Annotated in this window: 21 protein-coding genes, 1 pseudogene and 1 riboswitch; of the genes and pseudogenes, 9 read left to right on the plus strand and 13 right to left on the minus strand. The window is 63.5% G+C overall.

Annotation, left to right across the window (positions count from 1 at the left end):
- The first annotated feature begins 13 nt into the window (after positions 1-13).
- Positions 14-622 (plus strand): TetR/AcrR family transcriptional regulator, encoded by a 609-nt coding sequence (locus NKH06_RS13210; RefSeq protein ID WP_352442935.1) that lies wholly within the window; start codon positions 14-16, stop codon positions 620-622.
- An 82-nt stretch (positions 623-704) separates the two neighbouring features.
- Here NKH06_RS13210 and groL read toward each other — a convergent pair whose 3' ends face one another.
- The 3 genes from groL to NKH06_RS13225 all read right to left on the minus strand — a co-directional run bounded on the left by groL (position 705) and on the right by NKH06_RS13225 (position 3,749).
- Positions 705-2,360, minus strand: coding sequence for a chaperonin GroEL (gene groL / locus NKH06_RS13215; protein WP_127289069.1), 1,656 nt, complete (start codon positions 2,358-2,360; stop codon positions 705-707).
- A 64-nt stretch (positions 2,361-2,424) separates the two neighbouring features.
- A complete protein-coding gene (groES, locus tag NKH06_RS13220) occupies positions 2,425-2,721 on the minus strand; it encodes a co-chaperone GroES (RefSeq protein ID WP_006203049.1) in 297 nt (98 codons plus the stop codon).
- A 233-nt stretch (positions 2,722-2,954) separates the two neighbouring features.
- Entirely contained in the window at positions 2,955-3,749 is a 795-nt protein-coding gene (locus NKH06_RS13225; protein WP_352442485.1) for a class I SAM-dependent methyltransferase, read from the minus strand.
- Between the two features lie 72 nt (positions 3,750-3,821).
- Here NKH06_RS13225 and NKH06_RS13230 point away from each other — a divergent pair, with 72 nt between their 5' ends.
- Entirely contained in the window at positions 3,822-4,673 is an 852-nt protein-coding gene (locus tag NKH06_RS13230) for an ATP-grasp domain-containing protein (protein WP_023813508.1), read from the plus strand.
- Between the two features lie 67 nt (positions 4,674-4,740).
- Here the strand turns inward: NKH06_RS13230 and NKH06_RS13235 are convergent, their stop codons facing one another.
- A complete protein-coding gene (locus tag NKH06_RS13235) occupies positions 4,741-5,367 on the minus strand; it encodes a TetR/AcrR family transcriptional regulator (RefSeq protein ID WP_352893268.1) in 627 nt (208 codons plus the stop codon).
- Between the two features lie 123 nt (positions 5,368-5,490).
- On the opposite strand from NKH06_RS13235, the gene NKH06_RS13240 reads away from it, so the two are divergent.
- From NKH06_RS13240 to NKH06_RS13250, 3 genes are read left to right on the plus strand one after another with little or no spacing between them, the layout of a single operon-like run.
- Entirely contained in the window at positions 5,491-6,678 is a 1,188-nt protein-coding gene (locus tag NKH06_RS13240; protein ID WP_352893270.1) for an MFS transporter, read from the plus strand.
- A gap of 13 nt (positions 6,679-6,691) precedes the next feature.
- The gene (locus tag NKH06_RS13245; protein ID WP_352893271.1) at positions 6,692-7,969 is read left to right on the plus strand and encodes a D-arabinono-1,4-lactone oxidase; all 1,278 of its coding nucleotides are present in this window, start codon (positions 6,692-6,694) and stop codon (positions 7,967-7,969) included.
- Positions 7,969-9,108, plus strand: a complete 1,140-nt coding sequence (locus tag NKH06_RS13250; RefSeq protein ID WP_352893273.1) for a DSD1 family PLP-dependent enzyme — start codon at positions 7,969-7,971, stop codon at positions 9,106-9,108. Before NKH06_RS13245 ends, NKH06_RS13250 begins: the two co-directional genes overlap by 1 nt.
- Before the next feature lie 4 nt (positions 9,109-9,112).
- Here the strand turns inward: NKH06_RS13250 and NKH06_RS13255 are convergent.
- Positions 9,113-9,948 (minus strand): annotated as a pseudogene (locus tag NKH06_RS13255) (AraC family transcriptional regulator).
- A gap of 295 nt (positions 9,949-10,243) precedes the next feature.
- Positions 10,244-10,450, plus strand: a riboswitch (cobalamin riboswitch).
- A gap of 159 nt (positions 10,451-10,609) precedes the next feature.
- Here NKH06_RS13255 and NKH06_RS13260 point away from each other — a divergent pair.
- The 3 genes from NKH06_RS13260 to NKH06_RS13270 all read left to right on the plus strand — a co-directional run bounded on the left by NKH06_RS13260 (position 10,610) and on the right by NKH06_RS13270 (position 13,514).
- Positions 10,610-11,398 carry an ABC transporter ATP-binding protein gene (locus NKH06_RS13260; RefSeq protein ID WP_352893274.1) on the plus strand — a complete coding sequence of 263 codons (789 nt, stop codon included), beginning with the start codon at positions 10,610-10,612 and terminating at the stop codon, positions 11,396-11,398.
- Positions 11,399-11,444: 46 nt separating this feature from the next.
- Positions 11,445-12,392: an ABC transporter substrate-binding protein gene (locus NKH06_RS13265; protein WP_352893276.1), complete on the plus strand. Its 948-nt coding sequence runs from the start codon at positions 11,445-11,447 to the stop codon at positions 12,390-12,392.
- A 135-nt stretch (positions 12,393-12,527) separates the two neighbouring features.
- Positions 12,528-13,514 (plus strand): FecCD family ABC transporter permease, encoded by a 987-nt coding sequence (locus NKH06_RS13270; RefSeq protein WP_352629816.1) that lies wholly within the window; start codon positions 12,528-12,530, stop codon positions 13,512-13,514.
- A gap of 24 nt (positions 13,515-13,538) precedes the next feature.
- Here NKH06_RS13270 and NKH06_RS13275 read toward each other — a convergent pair whose 3' ends face one another.
- The 4 genes from NKH06_RS13275 to NKH06_RS13290 all read right to left on the minus strand — a co-directional run bounded on the left by NKH06_RS13275 (position 13,539) and on the right by NKH06_RS13290 (position 17,129).
- Complete coding sequence (locus NKH06_RS13275; protein WP_502897996.1) at positions 13,539-14,387, minus strand: metal ABC transporter permease; 849 nt, start codon at positions 14,385-14,387, stop codon at positions 13,539-13,541.
- On the minus strand, positions 14,387-15,247 hold the full coding sequence (locus tag NKH06_RS13280; RefSeq protein ID WP_352893278.1) for a metal ABC transporter permease: 861 nt from the start codon (positions 15,245-15,247) through the stop codon (positions 14,387-14,389). The genes NKH06_RS13275 and NKH06_RS13280 overlap by 1 nt, the downstream gene beginning before the upstream one ends.
- The gene (locus tag NKH06_RS13285; protein WP_352893307.1) at positions 15,244-16,104 is read right to left on the minus strand and encodes a manganese/iron ABC transporter ATP-binding protein; all 861 of its coding nucleotides are present in this window, start codon (positions 16,102-16,104) and stop codon (positions 15,244-15,246) included. The genes NKH06_RS13280 and NKH06_RS13285 overlap by 4 nt, the downstream gene beginning before the upstream one ends.
- Before the next feature lie 77 nt (positions 16,105-16,181).
- Positions 16,182-17,129, minus strand: coding sequence for a metal ABC transporter substrate-binding protein (locus NKH06_RS13290; protein WP_502914473.1), 948 nt, complete (start codon positions 17,127-17,129; stop codon positions 16,182-16,184).
- 144 nt (positions 17,130-17,273) lie between these two features.
- Here NKH06_RS13290 and NKH06_RS13295 point away from each other — a divergent pair, with 144 nt between their 5' ends.
- Entirely contained in the window at positions 17,274-17,702 is a 429-nt protein-coding gene (locus tag NKH06_RS13295) for a Fur family transcriptional regulator (RefSeq protein WP_023813521.1), read from the plus strand.
- 64 nt (positions 17,703-17,766) lie between these two features.
- Here the strand turns inward: NKH06_RS13295 and NKH06_RS13300 are convergent, their stop codons facing one another.
- The 4 genes from NKH06_RS13300 to NKH06_RS13315 are packed head-to-tail and all read right to left on the minus strand — an operon-like array spanning position 17,767 to position 21,126.
- Positions 17,767-18,702 (minus strand): phosphatidate cytidylyltransferase, encoded by a 936-nt coding sequence (locus NKH06_RS13300; RefSeq protein WP_128304800.1) that lies wholly within the window; start codon positions 18,700-18,702, stop codon positions 17,767-17,769.
- Positions 18,702-19,364 carry a lysophospholipid acyltransferase family protein gene (locus NKH06_RS13305; RefSeq protein WP_128304799.1) on the minus strand — a complete coding sequence of 221 codons (663 nt, stop codon included), beginning with the start codon at positions 19,362-19,364 and terminating at the stop codon, positions 18,702-18,704. Before NKH06_RS13305 ends, NKH06_RS13300 begins: the two co-directional genes overlap by 1 nt.
- A complete protein-coding gene (locus tag NKH06_RS13310) occupies positions 19,361-19,804 on the minus strand; it encodes a hypothetical protein (RefSeq protein WP_352893280.1) in 444 nt (147 codons plus the stop codon). The genes NKH06_RS13305 and NKH06_RS13310 overlap by 4 nt, the downstream gene beginning before the upstream one ends.
- Complete coding sequence (locus NKH06_RS13315; RefSeq protein ID WP_352893282.1) at positions 19,801-21,126, minus strand: phosphatase PAP2/dual specificity phosphatase family protein; 1,326 nt, start codon at positions 21,124-21,126, stop codon at positions 19,801-19,803. The genes NKH06_RS13310 and NKH06_RS13315 overlap by 4 nt, the downstream gene beginning before the upstream one ends.
- Positions 21,127-21,129: the final 3 nt, after the last annotated feature.

The following is a 21,129-nucleotide window of genomic DNA, read 5'->3' on the forward strand; positions in this document are numbered from 1 at the left end:
GACAGAGGTTGACATGGCCAACGACACCCGCACCCGCATACTCGAGACGACTGGGCTGCTGCTCAGGCAGCGCGGCTATCACGGCACCTCGCTCAACGACATATTGAGCGCCAGCGGCGCACCGCGGGGCTCGCTCTATTTTCATTTTCCCGGCGGCAAGGACCAACTGGTCATCGAGGTGACGCGCGCTAGCGTTGCCGACGTGACGGAGAGGCTGGGCGAAGCGCTGGCTGCCGAAAAGAATCCGGCGGTGGCCGTCCATCATATCTACCAGTCGGTGGGGCGCATGCTGGAAGACAACCAGTTTTCGCTCGGCTGTCCGGTCGCGCCTGTCGTGCTGGACTCGCCCACCGACGTGCCGGAACTGGCGGAGTTGTGCCGCTCGGCCTTCGAACAGTGGATAGGCCTGCTGCGGGACGCCTTCGTCAGGGCGGGGGTGCCCGAGCGCCGCGCGCATGCATTGGCACTGCTGGTCGAATCGTCGCTGGAAGGACTGATGGTGATCGCCCGCGCCACCCGCGACCGCGCTCCGATACAGGCCGTGGCCGATGAAGTGGCGGCGCTGATCGAAGCCGCGGTGCTTGCCGGCGAGGTAAAGCAACGCGCGGATGCCGCCGTCTGAGAGGCCACGACGACCGCTGCGCAAAACAAAAAGGGCGGCATCTCTGCCGCCCTTTCCGTATCTGAAGGCTGATAGGGCTGGATTAGAAATCCATACCGCCCATACCGCCCATGCCGCCGCCCATGCCGCCAGGCATGCCGCCGCCGCCAGCCGACTCCTTCTTCGGAGCCTCCGCGATCATGGCTTCGGTGGTGACCAGCAGGCCGGCGACCGAGGCCGCGTCCTGGAGAGCCGTACGGACAACCTTGACCGGATCGACGATACCCATGGCGATCATGTCGCCATATTCGCCGGTCTGGGCGTTGTAGCCGAAGGTCAAGCCCTTGTTCTCAAGGATCTTGCCGGCAACGATCGATGCTTCCGCACCGGCGTTGGCCGCGATCTGGCGGGCCGGAGCCTGCAGCGCACGACGAACGATGTTGATGCCGGCGGCCTGGTCGGCGTTGACGCCGGTGGCCTTGATGTTGGCCGAAGCGCGCAGCAGGGCTACGCCACCACCAGCAACGATGCCTTCTTCGACGGCCGCGCGGGTCGCGTTGAGGGCGTCATCGACGCGATCCTTCTTTTCCTTGACCTCGACTTCCGTCGCGCCGCCGACGCGGATCACCGCAACGCCGCCGGCGAGCTTCGCCAGACGTTCCTGCAGCTTCTCCTTGTCGTAGTCCGAAGTGGTCTCTTCGATCTGCTGCTTGATCTGGGCGACGCGGCCCTGGATCTCGGCCTTCTTGCCGGCGCCGTCGACGATGGTGGTGTTCTCCTTGGAGATCGACACCTTCTTGGCGCGGCCGAGCATGTTGAGGCCGACGTTCTCGAGCTTGATGCCGAGGTCTTCCGAGATGACCTGGCCACCGGTGAGGATGGCGATGTCTTCCAGCATGGCCTTGCGGCGATCACCGAAGCCCGGCGCCTTGACGGCGGCGATCTTCAGGCCGCCACGCAGCTTGTTGACGACCAGCGTGGCCAAAGCCTCGCCTTCGACGTCTTCCGAGATGATGAGCAGCGGCTTCGAGGTCTGCACGACGGCTTCGAGAACCGGCAGCATGGCCTGGAGGTTGGACAGCTTCTTCTCGTGCAGGAGGATGTAGACGTCCTCGAGCTCGGCAACCATCTTGTCGGCGTTGGTGACGAAGTAGGGCGAGAGGTAGCCGCGGTCGAACTGCATGCCTTCGACGACTTCGAGTTCGGTCTCGGCGGTCTTGGCTTCTTCAACCGTGATGACGCCTTCGTTGCCGACCTTCTGCATCGCTTCCGCGATCATCTTGCCGACCGACTCGTCGCCATTGGCCGAGATCGTGCCGACCTGGGCGACTTCCTCGGAGGTCTTGATCTTCTTGGCAGCCTTGCCGAGAGCCGCGACGACTTCGGTCACGGCCAGATCGATGCCGCGCTTCAGGTCCATCGGGTTCATGCCGGCGGCAACGGCCTTGTGGCCTTCCTGGACGATCGACTGTGCCAGAACGGTCGCGGTCGTGGTGCCGTCGCCGGCGATGTCGTTGGTCTTCGAAGCAACTTCGCGGACCATCTGCGCGCCCATGTTCTCGAACTTGTCTTCAAGCTCGATTTCCTTGGCGACGGTGACGCCGTCCTTGGTGATGCGCGGGGCGCCGAACGACTTGTCGATGACGACGTTGCGGCCCTTGGGGCCGAGCGTGACCTTCACCGCGTCGGCGAGGATGTTGACGCCGCGCAGCATGCGCTCGCGGGCATCACGGGAGAATTTTACGTCTTTGGCAGCCATTTTTAGCTCCTGGCAGGGGCTTTGATCGAGCCCGGGAATTCAGTTGACGGGGAAAGGCCTGATATCAGCCGATGATGCCCATGATGTCGGATTCCTTCATGATCAGAAGGTCTTCGCCATTGAGCTTGACTTCGGTGCCCGACCACTTGCCGAACAGGATGCGGTCGCCGGCCTTGACGTCCAGCGGGACCAGCTTGCCAGCTTCGTCACGAGCGCCGGAGCCGACAGCGATGATCTCGCCTTCCTGCGGCTTTTCCTTTGCCGTGTCGGGGATGATGATCCCGCCAGCGGTCTTGGATTCGGATTCGACCCGGCGAACGACCACGCGGTCATGAAGCGGGCGGAACTTCGACTTTGCCATTTTTTCTTCCTCGATGAGAACGGTGAGAAACAGTTCCTCCATCCGGCGGCGCCGGACATATGAGTTAGCACTCACCAATGGAGAGTGCTAACGTGGCGCTGAAATAGGCTGACGGCTTTTGAGAGTCAAGGTGCGCGAAGGCCGCGATGCGAGCGAAATTTTTCTCATGCTGCCGCACGATTTAACAAAGCCTGGGTTGCGCCTGCCCCGGCTCGAGCGCCGTCCTGCTATCTTCAGTGTCTTGGCGCCCGCAGCACCAACAGCGGGCATCGCTCGGCGAGCCCATAGCTCCCGGTCAAAGCGATGCGAACATCACCAAAGAACGCTTCCGCCTCGCTCGCCAATGCAGTCGCCGGCGCGAAGGTGTAGATGGCCGGCGAGTTCCGATAGACATCGATGGTGCCGATGGTGGGCAGGTCCCAGCCCGTGCGAGCCGAAAGCTCTTTGCGGTCAGGAAACAGTGCATCGAACCTTTCCGCGATCGTCCTGACCGGAATGGCATGGTCGGGCGCGTCGCCCGTCGCGGTCATTGCGACGCGCCATTTGAGTTCGTGGAAGGTCGAGACACCGCCCGACAGTGCAAGCGCCCGCACCGCCGCCGGATCGTCCGGTGTTTCGGGACCGGCAAAGAGACGCAGTCCCGCTCGGCCGCCGGTGCGCAGTACGCCGGCGATCGCCGCAAATAGCGCCCGGCGCGCGGTTGAAAGGCCGAGCGCCGACAGGCAGCCATCGCCGATCACCGCATCTATGCTTGCGTCCGACACCGGCAAGTCGAGCCAGTCGCCGTTGATTGCCTTTCGCAACGCGGTGTCGCCTGGCCAGATACCGGCGATCATGTCGGAGGATTCGTCGACGGCCATCATCGTCGTCCCGAGCCCGGCGAGTTCCGGCGTCACGCCGAGCAGAATGACGTGCGCCTTCGAAAGGTCGAGCTCACGCTCATAGGCCTCAACCGCTTCCGCTGGCGGCCGCAACGGTGGCCCGAGCAACTGCCAGTGCCCTCGAATGGCATTCCAATGGTCGGTCATCCACACCCCCAAGCCGGCATTGTATTTGCAGGCATAATGGAGGACGCTGATGAAGCCAAGCTCGGGGGGCGCATGACACGCATCGCGGTTATTACGCATGAGTTCGACAGGTTCGAACGCCGGCGTGGCCTGCTGTTTCGCCGCCGGAGCTCCTATATGCTTTTCGGTTTGCTGGAGGAACTGAAGCGACGCGGTCATTCCGTCCGCATAATCCCCGGAACGTCGGCAAAGCCGGAGGCCGACATCGCGGTGCTGCACGTCGATGCGACTGTGACGCCCCCCGAATATGTCGAATACGCACGCGCTTTTCCCTTTTGCCTGAACATCGGAGCCGCCGACATCTCCAAGCGACGCGTCAGTGGCGCGGTGATCGGCAAGGAGGACGACTGGCAAGGACCGGTCATCGTCAAGAGCAATCTCAACAATCTCGGGATGCGGGAGCAAGCGCTCAACCGGCGATCGCTGCGAGCCGGGAAGCCGAAGCCGTTTCCCGGCGTCGAGCTCATCGAGGGTTATCGCGTCTATGCATCCCTTTCGGATGTTGCGCCGGAGGTCTTCGACCGCAGCGATCTCGTCGTCGAAAAATTCATTCCCGAGCCGGAGGCGGACGGCTTTGGAGCCCGCTTCTGGATATTCTGCGGCGAGCGCGAGCGCTGCACCCGCCATGTCTCGCCGCAGAGCCTCGTCAAGGGCGACGACACGATCCGACGTGAGCCGGTTCCGGTTCCCGACGAGCTTCGCACGTTGAGGCGCCGGCTTGGCTTTGACTACGGAAAGTTCGATTTCGTCATGCATGAGGGCAGGGCGGTGCTGCTTGATGCCAACAAGACGCCCGGTGGCGCCCGCAATCTTTCTGCGTTTCTCGCTGCCGGCAATGCCAATCTTGCCGACGGCTTCGAAGCCCTTGTCCGCCAGGTCGCATAGCGGGCGTTCTGATGCTTGCGATGCCCGACACCTCTCATTCGCGGCAGCTTGCTGACGATCGCCACGGCTACAAAAACAGCCGCAGCTGGGTGTGAATGATAGACCGGTAATCCTCGATGGTCTGGCGGCTTTCCGGTTCGCCCTCGGCGAGCGCCAGGCGCACCACGCCGCCGGCGAGCTGGAAGATCAGCAGAACCATGCGTTCGAACTGCTCGCGCCTCTCGGGCTTGAGCAAGGCGATGACGTGGTCGCAGAACATTTTGGCTTGGTACCGGGTTTCCGCGATGTCGAGGTTCTTGAGTGCCTTGTCGGCCTGGATGGCGTTCTGCAGATCCTGGATGGCCGGATCGCCGGCGACACGGCTGAGATAATCATCGAGCAGCCGGTCAGCGGCCACGATCACGTCTTTCGCCTCGCGGATTTCGGCGATGATCGTCGTCAGCCGTGCCCGGCTGACCTCTGAAAACCGCTCATAGAGCATCGCCAGAATCGCCGATTTGTTGGGAAAATAGTGGTAGACGGTGGCGATCGGCCCGCCCGCCAGCATGCCAACTTCCTTCATGGTGACGGCGTCGATACCCTTTTCCCCGATCAGCCGCATGGTCGTCGACAGGATCGCGTCGATGCGTTCGCGGCTGCGTTCCTGCTTGGGCCTGCGCCTCGGCTCGGTCGCCATTCTCTTCAATTCCGTCATGCACCGATCTTTCGCACGGTTTTCAAATTCCGATTGACAAGAAATATGATCAAGTATCAGTTTCTGAAATACTGACAGGTTGTCAGCTTTTTTGCCGCACGGCAAGGACGTTGGGAGGCGCCTTTGGCTTCGACAGACACCGGCCATGCAGGCAGCGGCGACTGGCTGGTCGGCAATCCGACCGGCTGGCAGCTGGCGTCTGCCCTGTGGATCGGTTCGGTCGGCCTGCTCATCCTCGGGCTGCAGCCCGTGTTGCTCGGCGCCCTTTACACTGAGGGTCATGTCAGCGGCGACGAACTGGCGCTGGTCGCCACCGCCGAGATGATCGCCATTGCCATCGGTTCGGCTGTCGTGGCGATGCTGCTTTCGGCGCACCACATGCGCTGGAAAAGTGCCGTCCTTCTGCTGCTGCTGGCGCTGGCCAATGTGTGGACGGCCTATGCCGCGAGCGCCGGCACGCTGATTGCGGCCCGCGCCCTGGCCGGGCTCGCCGAGGGCGGTCTGGTCGCCATCGCCACCGAACTGATCGCCCGCTCGCGGCGCGCCGAGCGCATCGGCGGCTATTTCGTCACCATGCAGACGCTGGCGCAATGCGCGCTTGCCCTGCTGCTGGCGCTTTATGTCATTCCGGCCGCCGGGTCGGCGGGCGGCTTCATCGTTCTTGCCGTCGTCTGCGTCGTGTCGCTGGCGGTCGCCTTCACCGTACCCGGTGACTATGCCGACCTGCCCAAGGAAGAGAATTTGGCCAATGTGCTGACTGTTCCCTCGATGACCGCGCTGTTGTCGGTCTTCTGCTACTTCATGTTCTTCGGCGCGGTCTGGGCTTTTCTGGAGCCGCTAGGCGCGCAATACGGCATCGATGGCCGCACCGTCGGCCTGATCGTCTCGGCCAGCCTCGCCGTGCAGGTCCTGGGGGCGATGACGGCGACCGCGTTCGAGGCGCGCATCGATTATCGCCTTGCCATCGCGGCGATCGGCGTCGTCGCGCTTGTCAGTTCCCTGGTTCTTGCCAGTAGCCCCGGCCTGACGACGTTCTGGGTCGCTGCCTTGGCTATGGGCTTTATCCTGCTGTTCATCGTGCCCTACCAGATCCGTCTGGCGATCACCGCCGACGAGACCCGCACCGCTGTGCTCTTGGTGCCGGCAGCCCAGCTTTTCGGCCTGGCGATCGGACCGATCGCGGCGTCGCTGCTCATCGATGGCAAGGATTTCCGGCCGGTGCCGGAATTCGCCGCCGCCAGCGCGGTGGCCAGCGTGGTGCTGCTCGGTCTGTTCGTCCTTGTGTCGCGTCGCCGTCGTGCGGTTGCCTGAGCGGGGAGGTGGGATGTCAAACATTTGGAGCAACTGGTCGGGCTTTGTAAGTGCCGAGCCCAAGCTGATCGCCAGCCCCGGCGATGCCGGTGAGCTCGGTGATCTCGTCCGGACCGCGCCTGGCCCGGTGCGCGTCGCCGGCGCCGGTCATTCCTTCACGCCGCTGGTGAAATCGCGGGGCACGATCCTGTCCCTGGAGAGACTGGAAGGGCTGGTCTCGCACGATGCGCAAAAACATCAGGCGCGGGTGCGGGCAGGAACCCGGCTCGGCGCGCTGATGGGCATCCTGCAAGGTATTGGCCAGGGCCTGCCCAACATGGGCGATATCGACCGCCAGGCGATCGGCGGCGCGCTGGGCACGGCCACGCACGGCTCGGGACCGACACTCGGTGCCTATCACACGCAGCTGGAGACAGTGCGGATCATCGACGGGCTTGGCAAGGTTCGCGACTTCAAGCGGGCAGGGGATCAGGACATGATCCATGCCATCGGCGTCGCACTCGGCGCTTTCGGCGTGCTCACCGAAGTGACGCTCAACAACATCGCGACCTACCGGCTGCGGCGCCGCAAATGGGTGCTGCCGATCACTGAGATGCTGCGGGAGTTCGAGACGATGATGGCCGCGCATCGCTCGGCCGAATTCTACTACATTCCGTTTTCCGGCTACGCGCAGTTCATCGCCAGCGATCTCAGCGGCGCCGCACCCACCGCACGGCCGCCGGAAGAGGACGAGTCGGGTTTGAGGACACTGCGCAGGCTGCGCACCTCACTTGCCTGGCTGCCATCGCTGCGTGGCCGTCTGATCCTGGGCGCCATCGCCAAATTGCCGGCCGAGGACTACGTGCAGGACTGGCTCAACGTCTATGCCAGCGACCGGCAGACCAAGTTCAACGAGATGGAATATCATTTGCCGTTCGAGGAAGGGCCGAAGGCGCTGGCCGAGATCATCGAGCTGACCGAGAAGCGTTTTCCCGAGGTCTATTTCCCGATGGAGGTGCGCTCGGTCGCGCCGGACCAGTTCTGGCTTTCGCCATTCTACAACAGGCTGACCTGCTCCATCGCCATCCACCATGATGCAGCGAACGATCCTCTGCCGTTCATGCGGGCGGCAGAGCCGATCTTCCGCAGATATGGCGGCCGGCCGCATTGGGGCAAGATGCACAGCCTGAAAGCGGCGGATCTGAAAAAGCTCTACCCGCGCTGGGACGATGCCATGGCGGTGCGCCGCGACGTCGATCCGCAAAACCGCTTCGTCTCGCCCTATATGGCCGGCCTGTTCGGCATCGAATGATGAGCACCTATTTTCCCACCCTCTCGGATGCGCTGAAGGAAGCCGGCATCTTCCAGCCCTGCCTGCTGCTCGATCGCGACCGGCTGGACAGCAATATTGCCCTGGTGAAGGGCAGACTCGACCCCGGCCTTGCTGTGCGGTTGGTCGACAAATCGCTCGCCTGCCTGCCGCTGCTTGCGCATATCGGCAAGGCGCTCGGCAGTGAGCGCTTCATGACCTTTCACCCGCCGATCAGCGAGGCGGTGCTGAAGGCGTTCCCGGATGCCGATCTGCTCTATGGCAAGCCGATGCCGATCGGTGCGGCAAGGGCTGCGCTGGTGAAGGGTAATGTTGACTGGTCGCGTGTCTGCTGGCTGATCGACAGCGAGGAGAGACTGGCGGAATATGGCGCCCTCGCTGGCGAACTCGGCATCGGCCTGCGCATCGCTTTCGAGATCGATGTCGGGCTGCATCGCGGCGGGTTCGCCAGTCCTGAGGCCTTGTCGAAGGCGTTGAGCGCGTTGCCGGCCCGGCTGCATTGCGAAGGCGTCATGGCCTACGAGGCGCATGCGCCGCTCATTCCCGGCCTTTTCGGCGGACCGGCAAAGGCATTGGCCAAGGCGTCGGCGCAGGCCTCGGCGTTCGTCGCCTGTCTCGGCGCCGACCAGCGCCGTATCCTGAACATCGGCGGCAGCAAGACCGCGCTGCTTCATCATGGCGGCATGGCCAACGAGGTTTCGATGGGCTCGGCCTTTGTGCTGCCCAGTGATTTCGATACGCCAGGCCTCGACGGCTTCCAGCCGGCGGCCTTCATCGGCACGCCGATCCTGAAAATGGTCGAGCCGATGCTGCCTGGCCCGCCGGCCGTCACCCGCCTGCTGCAGGCGCTCGGCCGCTTCCCGCGCAAGGGCTGCTATCTCTATGGCGGCAAGTGGATGGCCGAGCCCGTCTTCCCCGAAGGCATGAAGGCGAATGGGCTGCTCGGCCTGTCCTCCAACCAGCAATTCATGGGCTTGCCCGCCGACGCGACCGTAAAACCCGGCGACTACGCGTTTCTAAGGCCGACGCAGAGCGAAGCCGTGCTGCAGCAGTTCGGGTCGATCGCGGTGTTTTCCGGCGGCGGGATAGTCGATCGCTGGCCGGCGCTGCCGATGGCCTGACCGACTACGCCTTCACCGGTATCCAGATCTCCAGCCCGCCATTGCCGCTGCGTGGGTCGAACTCAGGGCCGTAGCGTTCGAATTCCGGCGCATCCGATATCTCGTGGCCGGAAGCCGGCAGCCATTTGTTCCAGATCGTATTGACCGTGCGGCGGATGGTCGAGATGTGTTCGCGGTGGGCAAAGACCGCATATTTCTGCGCCGGCACCCGCGCCCGGCTGAATTCCTTGGGCAGGTCGGAAAAATCAGACACTTCGACGCCAGCGATGTAGTCGAAATTGCCGGCATCGTCGCCGTTGACGCAGACGCCATAGGCGACATCGCCGGTCTCGCCCGGAATGTTGCCGATATAGGGGCCGAAGCGCTGCCATTGCATCGGAATGGCGGCGCTGGTTTCGCAGCTGTAGCGTTCGCCGAGGCCGGCGATCAGGAACGGCCGGCTGGTCTCGAAACGCGGTGGTTCGAGATTGGTGAGGAAGGACTGGTCCATCAGGATCGGCTCCACGAGGTCGAGCTTGTCGAGTGTGCCTTGCGCGCGCACCAGTTCCGGCGTGGTGCCGAACTGATCGCGGAAGGCACGGGTGAACGCCTCATGCGAGTTGTAGCCGGCGTCGAGCGCGACGGAGAGAATGTCGGGCGCCCCGCCGGCCAGCTTGCGCGCCGCCTCGGTGAGCCGGCGTGAGCGCATGTAGCCCATCACCGAGCGGCCCGTGGCAGCGCCGAAAGCCCGCGCGTCACATGAAAACGCGACACGCCGCTGCTTTGCGCGACATCGTCAAGCGAGATCGCCTCCGGCAGATGACTTTCGACGAACCACAGCGCTTTCTCGGTCGGGTTCATTTTGCTCCTCGCATTGGCCAGATCATCCTGCCGTTTCCTGGCGCGGCCAGTTTGATCGAAATTGCGCATCCCGCGCAATCGAACCGATCCCGTCACAGTCGCACACCGATATGGCACAGCGGTCGAGCGCCCCTTGCCGCCGACGAGCCAAATTCGGCAGGCTTCGCTTGACAGCGCCAGGCGGCATCCTCTAAATGCGTAATGTTATTACATATCGAGAGCGTGAAATGCATGTTTCCCCTAGCCGGCCCACCACTCCGTCCGAGAAATCCATTGCGAAGCGATTGGGGGAAATCTACGCTGAAGCGGTGATGGTCCCCGAGTCGAAAGGCGAGGGGTGAAAAGGGAACACGGTGAGATCCCCAGGGGTCGAGGCCGTGGCTGCCCCCGCAACTGTAAGCGGCGAGCAAAATCCGTGAATGCCACTGGCCGGCAAGGCTGGGAAGGCAGGATGGCGCAACGACCCGCGAGCCAGGAGACCTGCCATCACAGAGTTGACCGGACGGGGTGTGCCGGGAGGAAACGCGAATCCCGGTCTTGTCGGCCGCTTCGCCAGCTTCCTTCCGTCGCCAGTTTTGGAAAGTGACGGAAAGTTGGACGGCTCCATCCATCGCATCATCGCATGCACGCTTTGCCATCCCGGCAATCTGGCGGGCAGCCGATGACCGTAGCGCTTCTCGAAGCACATGACCTCTGCGCCATGGCGAATGGCCGGGATCTGGTCCAGGCGGTCAGCTTTTCGGTGGCCGCTGGCGATCGCCTCGCCATCATCGGTCCCAACGGCGCGGGCAAGACGACGCTGCTGCGCATGCTGTCGGGCATGCTGCGGCCGAGCTCCGGCGAGGTGAACCTCGGCGGGCGCCGGCTGGACGGGATTTCCGCCGCCGAGCGGGCGCTGCATATCGCCGTTGTCGGCCAGACCGACCAGCCCGATCCGCGGCTGGCGGTGATCGACTATGTCGAGCTGGGCCGGGTCCCGCACGCTCGGCTACGGCGCAGGAGCGAGGAGCGTGACATTGTCGTCGATGCGCTGCGCCGGACCGGCCTGCTGCCGCTGCTTGGCCGCACCATCGGCTCCCTGTCGGGCGGCGAGCGCCAGCGCGCCCAACTGGCGCGCGCCATCGCCCAGCAGCCAAAGATCCTGTTCCTCGACGAGCCGACCAACCATCTCGACCCGCGCGCCCGCGGCGAACTGCTTGAACTCGTGGCCGGCTTCGAGATGACGGTGATCGCGGTGCTGCACGATCTGGCGCTGGTCGCGCCGTTTGCCACCAGGGTGGCGGTGATGAACCATGCCCGTCTGCAAGCGCTCGCCGCACCGCGCGAAGCGCTGACCCAAAAGCTGATCCGCGAGATTTTCGGCATCGATGTGCTGCGTCTGCGCCATCCGACCGAAGACCGCGAACTGACGGTGTTCGAGATGCCGAACCGTGCCGCGCCGCCATTCTGATTGAAGCCGTCACATATCGATCAATCCCGTCCACAGGAGAAAACCCTTGAAACGCCTCGCTTTTTCGCTTGCCTTCTCGCTGCTGGCCTCGACAGCCCTGGCCTTCCCGGTGACCGTCGACAGCTGCGGCAAGCCGCTGACCTTCGACGCGCCGCCGAAGCGTGCCGTCATTCAGGATCTCAACATGGCCGAGATGGCCTTCGCGCTGAAACTGCAGCCGGCGATCGTCGGCCTGACCGGCATCTCCGGATGGTACAAGGTCGGTCCCGAATTCAAGGCCGAGCAGGGTTCGATCCCGGAACTGGCGCCGAAATATCCGACGCTCGAAAACCTCGTCGCGGTCGAGCCCGATTTTTTCTTCGCCGGCTGGTATTATGGCATGAAGCCGGGTGGTGAAGTGACGCCCGACACGCTTGCTCCGCACGGCATCAAGACGCTGGTGCTGACGGAAAGCTGCGTCCATCTCGACAAGAGCCGCCCCGCCGCCTCGATGGACCTGCTCTATGGCGACGTCGAGAAACTGGGCAAGATCTTCGGCAAGGAGGCCGAAGCTGAGAAGCTTGTCTCCGGCTGGAAGACGCGGCTCGCCGACATCACCGCCAAGGTCGGCGACGCCAAGGGAACGCGGGTCTTCCTCTATGATTCCGGCGAGGACAAGCCGTTCACCGCAGGCAAATTCGCCATCCCCAGCGCCATGATATCAGCCGCCGGCGGCGACAACATCATGGCCGACATGGATACCAGCTGGGGCAACACGGACTGGGAAACGGTGGCGTCGCGCAATCCGCAATTCCTCATCCTGCTCGATTACCAGGACGGTGGCGGCTACAGGAAACTGCTCGATTTCCTGAAGGCGCATCCGGCCATGAAGGAGACGGACGCGGTCAAGAACGAGCGCTTCGTCGCCCTGCGCTATGCCGAACTGACGCCGGGACCGGCCAACATCGAAGCCATCGACAAGATCGCCAAGGCCATGCATCCGGAAGCGTTTTGATGCCTGTCGCCCAAAAGTGCGCAGCGGTTTTGGGGCAACGACATGCATGAACAAAAGATCCTGGAAGTGCGTCGCACGCGTCCTGACAGACGCGACGCATTTCCAGGCTTGCGCCATCCGGCATTTGCACTGGCCATGCTGGTGGGAGCGGCGGCGATCGCCGCTCTCGCTCTGCTGTCGATCGCCTATGGTTCGACACTGATCCCGTTGACCGATGTTGTTGCCGCGCTTGGCCGTGCAATCGGCTTCAGCGGGCACGACGTGGCAGGACCGGTCGGCAAGATCGTCGTCGACCTGCGGCTGCCGCGCACGATCCTGGCCATCTGCGTCGGCGCCGGCCTCGGCGTCGTCGGTGCGCTGCTGCAGACGGTGACCCGCAACGACCTCGCCGATCCGTTCCTGTTCGGCCTGTCGTCGGGCGCCGCCGCGGGTGCGGTTTCCGTTATCACCGTCTTCGGCGACAGTTTCGGCATCTGGACATTGCCGGTCGCGGCCTTCACCGGCGGCATATTGGCTGCCGGCGTCGTGCTGCTGCTGGTTGCGCGGGTGAGGGGGCAAGGCCCGGAGCGGCTGATCCTTGCCGGCCTTGCCGTGTCCTTCATGTTCACCGCCTTGACCAACTATCTTGTCTTTGCCGGCGATCAGCGCGCCGCCCACTCCGTGCTGTTCTGGACCATGGGCGGCCTTGGCCTGGCGCGCTGGGATAATATCTGGCTGGGCGCGCTGGGAGCAGGCACCATTCTGGCTTACGCGCTGTGGAACCATCGCAGGCTCGATGCCTTCCTGGCCGGCGAAAACGCCGCCGAAAGCCTGGGCGTGCCGGTGGCGCGGATGCGAAGGATGACCTTTCTCGTCGCCGCCTTCTCGACGGCGATCCTGGTCTCGGTCGCCGGCGTCATCGGCTTCGTCGGGCTGATGATCCCGCATCTGTCGCGGCCGCTGGCGGGCCCCTTGCACCTGCGCCTGGTTGCCAGCTGCGCCGTCTTCGGCGCGGTGCTGTTGCTGGCCAGCGACCTCCTGGCCCGAACGCTGCTGCCGCCGCAGGAACTGCCGATCGGCATCATCACCAGCTCGGTCGGCGCGTTCTTCGTCGTCACCATGCTGATCCGCAACCGGCTTTGAGTGCGGCTTGGGTCAGGGCCGCGATTACTCTCCCGAAATGCCCAGCTGCACCCGTTGCTTTGGGCGCTTCGACTGGAACAGGGCAAGCAAAAAAACGCCGGCCTGAACGACGATGATCGTCGGGCCCGTGGCTGCGTCGATGTGATAGCTGAGGATCGTTCCCACGACGCTCGACCCGATGGCGGCGGCTGCTGCAATGGCGAGCATGCGCTCAAAGCTCTTCGTCAAAAGAAAGCCGATCGCTCCCGGCGCGATCAGCATGGCGATGACAAGGATGATCCCGACAGCCTTCAGCGAGGCCACGATGGTCAACGCGAGCAGCGTCAGCAGCCCGAAATGCAGCAGGTTGACGGGCAGGCCGATCGCGCGCGCATGGGCCGGATCGAAACAATAAAGCAACAGATCCTTGCGTTTTGCCAGAACGATGAGGATCGCCGGCACGACGATGACCGCCGCCTCGATCACGTCGCGCCACTGGACGCCGAGCATATTGCCGAACAGGATATGATTGAGATGCTGGTCGGTCTCGACTTTGACGAACAGCACCAGGCCAAACGCGAACATGCCTGAGAAGACGATGCCCATGACTGCGTCCTCCTTGATCCGGCTGTGCTGCTTGAGGTAGCCCGTCGCCAGCGCGCAGCCAAGTCCTGCCACGAAGGCGCCGAAGGCAAGCGGGATCCCGGCGATATAGGCGAGCACGATACCCGGAAGCACGGCATGCGAAACGGCGTCGCCCATCAGCGACCAGCCCTTCAGGACGAGATAGCAGGACAACACCGCGCAAATGGCGCCGACCAGAACGGCGACGGCGAGACCGCGACGCATGAATTCGTGGCTGAGCGGTTCGGCGATCCAGGACCAGATCGTCATCATGACGCGACCTGCGATGCGGCACGTGCCGCCCGGCGTGCGGCGAGCCGCCCATGTTTGGGTGCGAAGACGAAGGCAATCAGAAAGACCACGGTCTGCAGCACCACGATCAGTCCGCCAGTCGCGCCATCGAGAAAGAAGCTGAGATAGGCGCCGACCGCGCTCGTCGCCGCGCCGATCGCCATCGCGAGCAGGATCATGACGCCGAACCGATCGGTAAGCAGATAGGCGGTGGCGCCAGGCGTTACCACCATCGCGATCACGAGGATCGCGCCGACGGTCTGGAGCGCGGCGACGATGCAGGCGCTGAGCAGCACGAAGAACAGGACCCGCAGCCGCCACGGATTCAGGCCGACGCCGCGCGCATGGTTCTCGTCGAAGAACACCAGCATCATATCCTTCCATCGAAGCCCCAGTACAGCCAGCGAAACCGCTGCGATGAGGATGATCTGGGTTACATCCTCGTCGGAGATTGCGAGGATGTTGCCGAGTACGATGGACTGGATGTTTACGGAGGTCGGACTGATCGACGCAATCAGCAGCCCGCCAGCGAACAGCGTTGTAAAGACAAGGCCGATCACGGCGTCCTCGCGAAGTTGCGTCACGCGCCGCACCAAGGTGATGCCGAGTGCGGCGATGAGGCCGGAGGCGAATGCGCCGGCGGCATAGGGAAGGGCCACTATGTAGGCGGCCGCAACGCCCGGCACCACCGAGTGGGCAAGCGCGTCGCCCATCAGGGCCCAGCCCTTTAGTATGAGATAGCAGGACAGGAACGCGCAGACCATGCCGACCAGGGCGCTGACCCAGATGGCCTTGGCCATGTAGTTGTAGGTGAAGGGTTCCAGCAGGATGTCGATCACGGGGCTGGCGATCCGCTGTCGGGCTTCATCATCTTCTCTTGATCCCGCTCGCCGTAAAGCACCAGAGGACGCTCGTCATCGGTCAGCACGGTCAGGTGGCGAGCGTCGGGGTCGTCATGAAGATCGGCGCCGCCGAGGCGCAGATGCCTCAGCACGCCGCCAAAAGCTTTCGCAAGATTGGCTTGCGTAAACGTTGTCTCTGTTGGTCCGAAGGCCAGCACCGTCTTGTTGAAGATGACGACATGGTCGCAGAAATTGACGATGCTGCCGAGATTGTGCGTCGACACCAACATCAGCTTGCCGTCGTCGCGCATCGACCGAAGGAGATCGATGATCGCTGCTTCGGTCTGCACGTCGACGCCGGTGAACGGCTCGTCGAGCAGGATGATTTCGCCGCCCTGCGCCAGAGCGCGCGCCAGGAACACACGCTTCTTCTGGCCGCCGCTCAGTTCGCCGATCTGGCGCTTGCGAAAATCGGTCATGCCGACCCGTTCCAGTGCCGCGTCGACCGCCATGCGATCGGCTCTGCCTGGGATACGCAGAAAATTCATGTGGCCGTAGCGGCCCATCATGACGACATCTTCCACCAGCACCGGAAAGTTCCAGTCGACATCCTCGCTCTGCGGCACATACGCGACTAGGCCGCGCTTCAGCGCTGCGTGGACGGGCAATCCGGCGATAAGCACTGTTCCGGTCGACGGCGTCAGGAAGCCCATCAGCGCCTTGAACAGCGTCGATTTGCCGGAGCCGTTGACGCCGACCAGCGCGCAGATGGTGGAGGCGCCGAGCCTGAAAGAGGCGGAGTGTACGGCCGTGACCCCGCTTGAATAGTTGACGGTGACGTCGTCCACGTCGATGGAGGCAACGACCCGGCCGCTACCGGTCGATGTTCGATCATGGCTGCTGTCCGGAGCGAGCGCGGTGCGAACCCCGGTCACCCGCCGAACCCCTGGACGATCGTCTCGACGGTGGTTTCGAGAAGCTTCAGATAGGTCGGAACCAGGCCGTCTTCCTCGCTCAGCGAATCGACGTAGAGAACGCCTCCATAGGTGGCTCCGGTTTCGCGCGCGACTTGCTTGGCCGCCTTGTCGGAAATGGTGCTTTCGCTGAACACCACCGGAATCTTGTTCTCGCGCACCAGGTCGATCAGCTTGCGCGCCTGTTGCGGGGTGCCTTGCTGGTCGGCGTTGATCGGCCACAGATAGGCTTCGCGCAGATCGAAGTCGCGTGCCAGGTAGCTGAAAGCGCCTTCGCTTGTAACCAGCCAGCGTTGGTCCGTTGGGATCGCCGACAGGCGCTTGCGCATGGGCTCGTCGATTGCCTTGATCTTTTCCGAATAGGCGGCGGCATTGGCGGCATAGACCTGGGCGTTTGCCGGATCCGCCTTGGACAGCGCCTTGCGGATGTTCTCGACATAGATGAGGGCGTTCTTCGGCGACATCCACGCATGCGGGTTGGGCTTGCCTTCGTAAGGCCCCTCCTTGATCCCCATCGGCTCTATGCCCTCCGTGACGACGGCACTCGGCACGTTCTTCACGTTGTCGAAGAATTTCTCGAACCAGCGTTCGAGGTTCATGCCGTTCCAGAGCACGAGGTCGGCCGATTGCGCCTTCACCACGTCGAGCGGCGTCGGCTGATAGTCGTGGATTTCAGCGCCGGGCTTGGTCACCGACTCTACGATTGCCGCGGTCCCGGCTACGTTTTGCGCGATATCCTGGATGATCGTGAACGTCGTCACGACGCGCAGAACCTTCCCTGCCGCAGGCCGGGTCTCCTGTGCCATGACCGGAACAAGGCTCGCCATCGTCGCAAAACCGATGGCCACAAAGCCGCCAAGCGCCCGCAGCATCGTCCTGCGGGTTGGGGAAGCAGAAACAGTCATCGGATGCCTTTCGACTGGAGTTGATCGTCGCCCATGCGCTAGTCACGTCATGCTAATGCAAGTGATTTGCATCTAATATTGCAGTTGCAACTGATTTGCAAGTAGCTAATTGCAGTCGCGTGGCAACGCGGCTAAGTATGACGGATGAAAGCGGACAACGACCTTTTCGAGCGATTCCGGAGCAATTTGAAAGCCGCCGGTGTCCGGATGACCGAACAACGCAAGGTGATCTTGCGGCTGCTGGCGGATGCGCACGACCATCCGGACGCGAACGAATTGTATTCTCGTGCCCACCAGATCGACGGCAGCATTTCCTTGTCGACCGTCTACCGGACGTTGCGGCTCCTAGAGGAGAAAGGCGCCATCCAGCGTCATGCCTTCGACGAGGGCCGCGCCCGGTTCGAAAACGCGGACCGTGAACATCACGACCATCTCATCGACCTCGACACCGGTCAGGTGATCGAGTTCCGTTCCGACAAAATCGAGAAACTGCAGGCCGAGATAGCGTCGGAGCTTGGCTTCGAGATCGTCCGCCACAAGCTGGAACTGTATGTCAGGAAACGCGCTAAATAGCGGGGTTTCTGGTCGTCACCATGCTCATCCGCAACCGCTTTGAGCGCGGCAACAGATCGCCGGATCACACGGTCCAGAAATAGCGCACGATGTGGAAGAACACAGGGGCGGCGAAGACCAGGCTGTCGGTGCGGTCCATCATGCCGCCATGGCCTTCGATCAGATGGCCCCAGTCCTTGACGCCCTGGTCGCGCTTGATGGCCGAGGCGACCAGCCCGCCGAGGAATCCCATCGAGCAGGCGACGAAGGCTACGCCTGCCGCCTGCAGCGGCGAAAAGGGGGTGACGAACGACAACAATGCGCCGAGCAAGCTCGCCGACACCAGTCCGCCGATCAGGCCTTCCCAGGTTTTCGATGGTGAGACGTTGGGCGAAAAACGGTGTTTTCCAAACAGCTTGCCGAAGATGTACTGCAGCACGTCGCTGCCTTGCACGACGATGATCAGGTAGGCGATCAGCAGCAGGGTGCGGCCTTCGAATCCCGGCACCTCGAGTGTCAGCAGAGCAGGGACATGGCTGACGCAATAGACCGAGATCATCACCGCCCATTGCTGCGCGGCGATCCGCTCGAGGAAGCGTTCGGTGTCGCCATGCAGCGCCGTGATGGCCGGCATCAGCAGGAAGCAATAGACCGGAATGAAGATGACGAAGAGCCCGTACCAGGCGGTCCACACCAGCCAGTATTGAAACGGTATGATGATGCCGAACATGCCGAGCAGCACCCAATGGTCGCTGCGGCGCGTATGCGTCAGCGTCACGAATTCGCGCAGCGCGGCGAAGGAGATCAGAGCGAACAGGATGGTCATCCCGTAACGGCCGAAGAAGAAGGCGACCGTCATCAGCGCCACCATCACCCACCAGGCGTTGATGCGCTGGGTCAGATTGACCAGCGTCGAACTGAGCGGCTTCGGCGCCCGCGCCGAAAGGATGGTGGCGACGATGCTGGCGGTGGTCAAAACCGCCAGCAGGCCGATGATCAGGATGGAGATTTCGTGGCGCATCAATCGTCTCGCTCGGGACGCGGGTTGAGCGCCAGAAGCGTGGCGTGGGCGCGTTCGAGGAAGGCGCGGCGTTCTTCTCCCGGACCGATCGCCACCGGCGCGCCGAAGACGACGCGGCACAGCAGCGGCACCGGCAGGAACTGGCCCTTGGGCAGCACGCGCGACATGTTCTCGATCCAGCACGGGATCAGCTCGACCTCAGGCCGCGCCGTCGACAAATTGTAGAGCCCGGAGCGGAATGCCAGCAGCGGCTCTTCGGTCATGTTGCGTGTGCCTTCGGGAAACAGGATCAGCGAGTGCCCCTGGTCGAGAACCGACAGCATGATCTCGATCGGATTTTCCTCAGGTCTCGTCCACTGCCGGTTGATGAGCACCGACGACAGCATGTCCTGCGCGATGAAGCGGCGCAGCCGCGACTTCCCCCAATATTCGCCTGCGGCAACAGCATGGGTGATCGCGCGCTCCCTTTCGCTGAGGCAGGCCGACAAAAGGATGAAGTCGCCATGGCTGGTGTGGTTGGCGAAATAGATGCGCTGGCGGTCGGAGGGCAGGCTGCCGTTCCAGATCGGCCGCACGCCCGTCACCATCCGGGCCAGCGCCGACAGGCCGACCGAGGTTACCGTCTGCAGCAAGGTGAAGGTCTTGAGCGAAAGCCTGTTCATCGCGGCGCCCAAAACCCTGCCGCCAGAAGTGCTGCGGCAAACAGAGCCAGGGCGGCACGCTGCTTGAACAGCAGACGACGCGTGCCGGCCATGCGGTCATCGAGCGAGCGTGTCGCGGACGGAGCCGTTTTCAGGCGCATGCGCGCCAGCATGTCGTCCACTGCGGCACCGCCGGAAGCTTCGTCATCATGGCTGGCCATGATCCGGAACAGCAGCGCGTCAAACGCCAGCAGTGTCGACAGCATCAGCACCGCCACCGCGCTCGCGGCGGTGATCGACAAAGCAACGGCCGCGGGCAAGTTTTCGAAAGCGCCGCGCGTCGAGGCAGCCAGCGGCGCAAGGATGTTCGCGGCCACCACGATTGCGGCCGGCCACGCTGCCTGCCGCATCAGCATGCCAGCGAAGCGATGGGTGCGGTCCTGATAGGCATTGCCGGTCATGACGCCGCCGGATCCGTGGCTTCTGCAAGATGAACCGGCCGGCCGAGGGCCGCGAGCATCTCGCGGGCGAGCGTCGACGTTTTGGCCCTGCCGGTCACCACCAGCCATTCGGCCACGACGCCGGCGCTGCGCTGGAAGCCGAGCGCGCAGCACACCAGCACGGTGCCATCCCGGCGCGCGCTTTCCAGCGCGCCGGCTGCCTGTTGCTGTACCGACACGGGCGGCGGCAACAGGTCGATCATCGGAAAGCTGATCCAGCGGCAATCGGGTGCCGCCGGTCTTTCAAGTTCGGCGGCAAGGTCGATGACCGTGCCGAAGCCGTTGGCCTCGCGTGTAGTGGGAAAGCGCCCGAGAAAGACGCCATCGGCAATCGCCACCTGGGGAGCAAGTTTGCGCGTCCAGGCCCATATGTTTGCCCTGGCGCCGAGACGGTAAGGCAAGAGCAGGACACGGCTTGCGAGCGTGATGCTGCCATCGGCGGATTTCTGGAACACTTTTTCGCCTGCCCCTGCATAGGCGAGGGCGACGATGGCCAGCGCCAGCGCCGGCCAAAGCAGGAACAGCGCGACAGCGCAAACGAATGCACCGAGCGCGACGCCCGCCAGCGCGAGCACGGCGCCCAGCGCATAGAACCGCGCCAGCCGCCGCGCTTGCACATCGCTGGTTAGCCGGAAGCCTGAAAACGGCAACGCGCCGCTGCGCGGAAACAGCCACAACGCAAAGAATCCGAGCAGCGCGCCGGTCGGGATGTCGATGAAATGATGCTGCCAGGTCGTCAGCACCGAGGCGCCGATCAGGAAGCACCAGCCGTGCCAGAGCGCCAGGAGAAAACCGCCGAGCCGACGGCGCCAATGATCCCAGATGATCACCAGAAGGGCGATGTGCAGCGAGGGCGCCTGGTTGAACGGCTTGTCGAAACCGCCGAGCACGGCAAACAGGAAGCCGGGCAGGCCGGTCGTCGCCGGCCGCACGAATGTCGCGGTCAGCGGGAACAGGATGAAGCAGGCAACGGCGACGACTTGCGCGGTGAGATAACGCCCGGCCAGGCGGTCGACCCCTTGCCTGTTGTCGTTGAGCAGCAGCGACAGGCCGTAGAACAGGTTGATCGACCAGTAGGGGACGATGGTCCAGGCGACGAACGGGATGCTGTGTTCCCAGGAGAACACGATGCTGCCGACATCGTCGCGCCGCGACGCCAGCCAGTTGGCGAAGCCGTAGCTGAGATAGAAGAACGGTGCCAGCAAGGCCAGCCACAGGGCTGCCCTGACGACCACCCGTCCATAAGGCTCGGCGCGCGCGGTGGATGCAGGCGATGAGACCATGCT

It is taken from the genome of Mesorhizobium sp. M1342 (assembly GCF_040317955.1).
Classification (GTDB): domain Bacteria; phylum Pseudomonadota; class Alphaproteobacteria; order Rhizobiales; family Rhizobiaceae; genus Mesorhizobium.

Excerpts from the sequence above, each read along its gene's own strand:
- NKH06_RS13315 (WP_352893282.1), bottom strand. The coding sequence starts at position 21,126 with ATGGTCTCATCGCCTGCATCCACCGCGCGCGCCGAGCCTTATGGACGG.
- NKH06_RS13290 (WP_502914473.1), bottom strand. The coding sequence starts at position 17,129 with ATGACTGTTTCTGCTTCCCCAACCCGCAGGACGATGCTGCGGGCGCTT.
- NKH06_RS13250 (WP_352893273.1), top strand. The coding sequence starts at position 7,969 with ATGAGCACCTATTTTCCCACCCTCTCGGATGCGCTGAAGGAAGCCGGC.
- groL (WP_127289069.1), bottom strand. The coding sequence starts at position 2,360 with ATGGCTGCCAAAGACGTAAAATTCTCCCGTGATGCCCGCGAGCGCATG.
- NKH06_RS13225 (WP_352442485.1), bottom strand. The coding sequence starts at position 3,749 with ATGACCGACCATTGGAATGCCATTCGAGGGCACTGGCAGTTGCTCGGG.
- NKH06_RS13260 (WP_352893274.1), top strand. The coding sequence starts at position 10,610 with ATGACCGTAGCGCTTCTCGAAGCACATGACCTCTGCGCCATGGCGAAT.
- NKH06_RS13235 (WP_352893268.1), bottom strand. The coding sequence starts at position 5,367 with ATGACGGAATTGAAGAGAATGGCGACCGAGCCGAGGCGCAGGCCCAAG.
- NKH06_RS13230 (WP_023813508.1), top strand. The coding sequence starts at position 3,822 with ATGACACGCATCGCGGTTATTACGCATGAGTTCGACAGGTTCGAACGC.
- NKH06_RS13270 (WP_352629816.1), top strand. The coding sequence starts at position 12,528 with ATGCTGGTGGGAGCGGCGGCGATCGCCGCTCTCGCTCTGCTGTCGATC.
- NKH06_RS13305 (WP_128304799.1), bottom strand. The coding sequence starts at position 19,364 with ATGAACAGGCTTTCGCTCAAGACCTTCACCTTGCTGCAGACGGTAACC.
- NKH06_RS13310 (WP_352893280.1), bottom strand. The coding sequence starts at position 19,804 with ATGACCGGCAATGCCTATCAGGACCGCACCCATCGCTTCGCTGGCATG.
- NKH06_RS13275 (WP_502897996.1), bottom strand. The coding sequence starts at position 14,387 with ATGACGATCTGGTCCTGGATCGCCGAACCGCTCAGCCACGAATTCATG.
- NKH06_RS13300 (WP_128304800.1), bottom strand. The coding sequence starts at position 18,702 with ATGCGCCACGAAATCTCCATCCTGATCATCGGCCTGCTGGCGGTTTTG.
- NKH06_RS13295 (WP_023813521.1), top strand. The coding sequence starts at position 17,274 with ATGAAAGCGGACAACGACCTTTTCGAGCGATTCCGGAGCAATTTGAAA.
- NKH06_RS13210 (WP_352442935.1), top strand. The coding sequence starts at position 14 with ATGGCCAACGACACCCGCACCCGCATACTCGAGACGACTGGGCTGCTG.
- NKH06_RS13245 (WP_352893271.1), top strand. The coding sequence starts at position 6,692 with ATGTCAAACATTTGGAGCAACTGGTCGGGCTTTGTAAGTGCCGAGCCC.
- groES (WP_006203049.1), bottom strand. The coding sequence starts at position 2,721 with ATGGCAAAGTCGAAGTTCCGCCCGCTTCATGACCGCGTGGTCGTTCGC.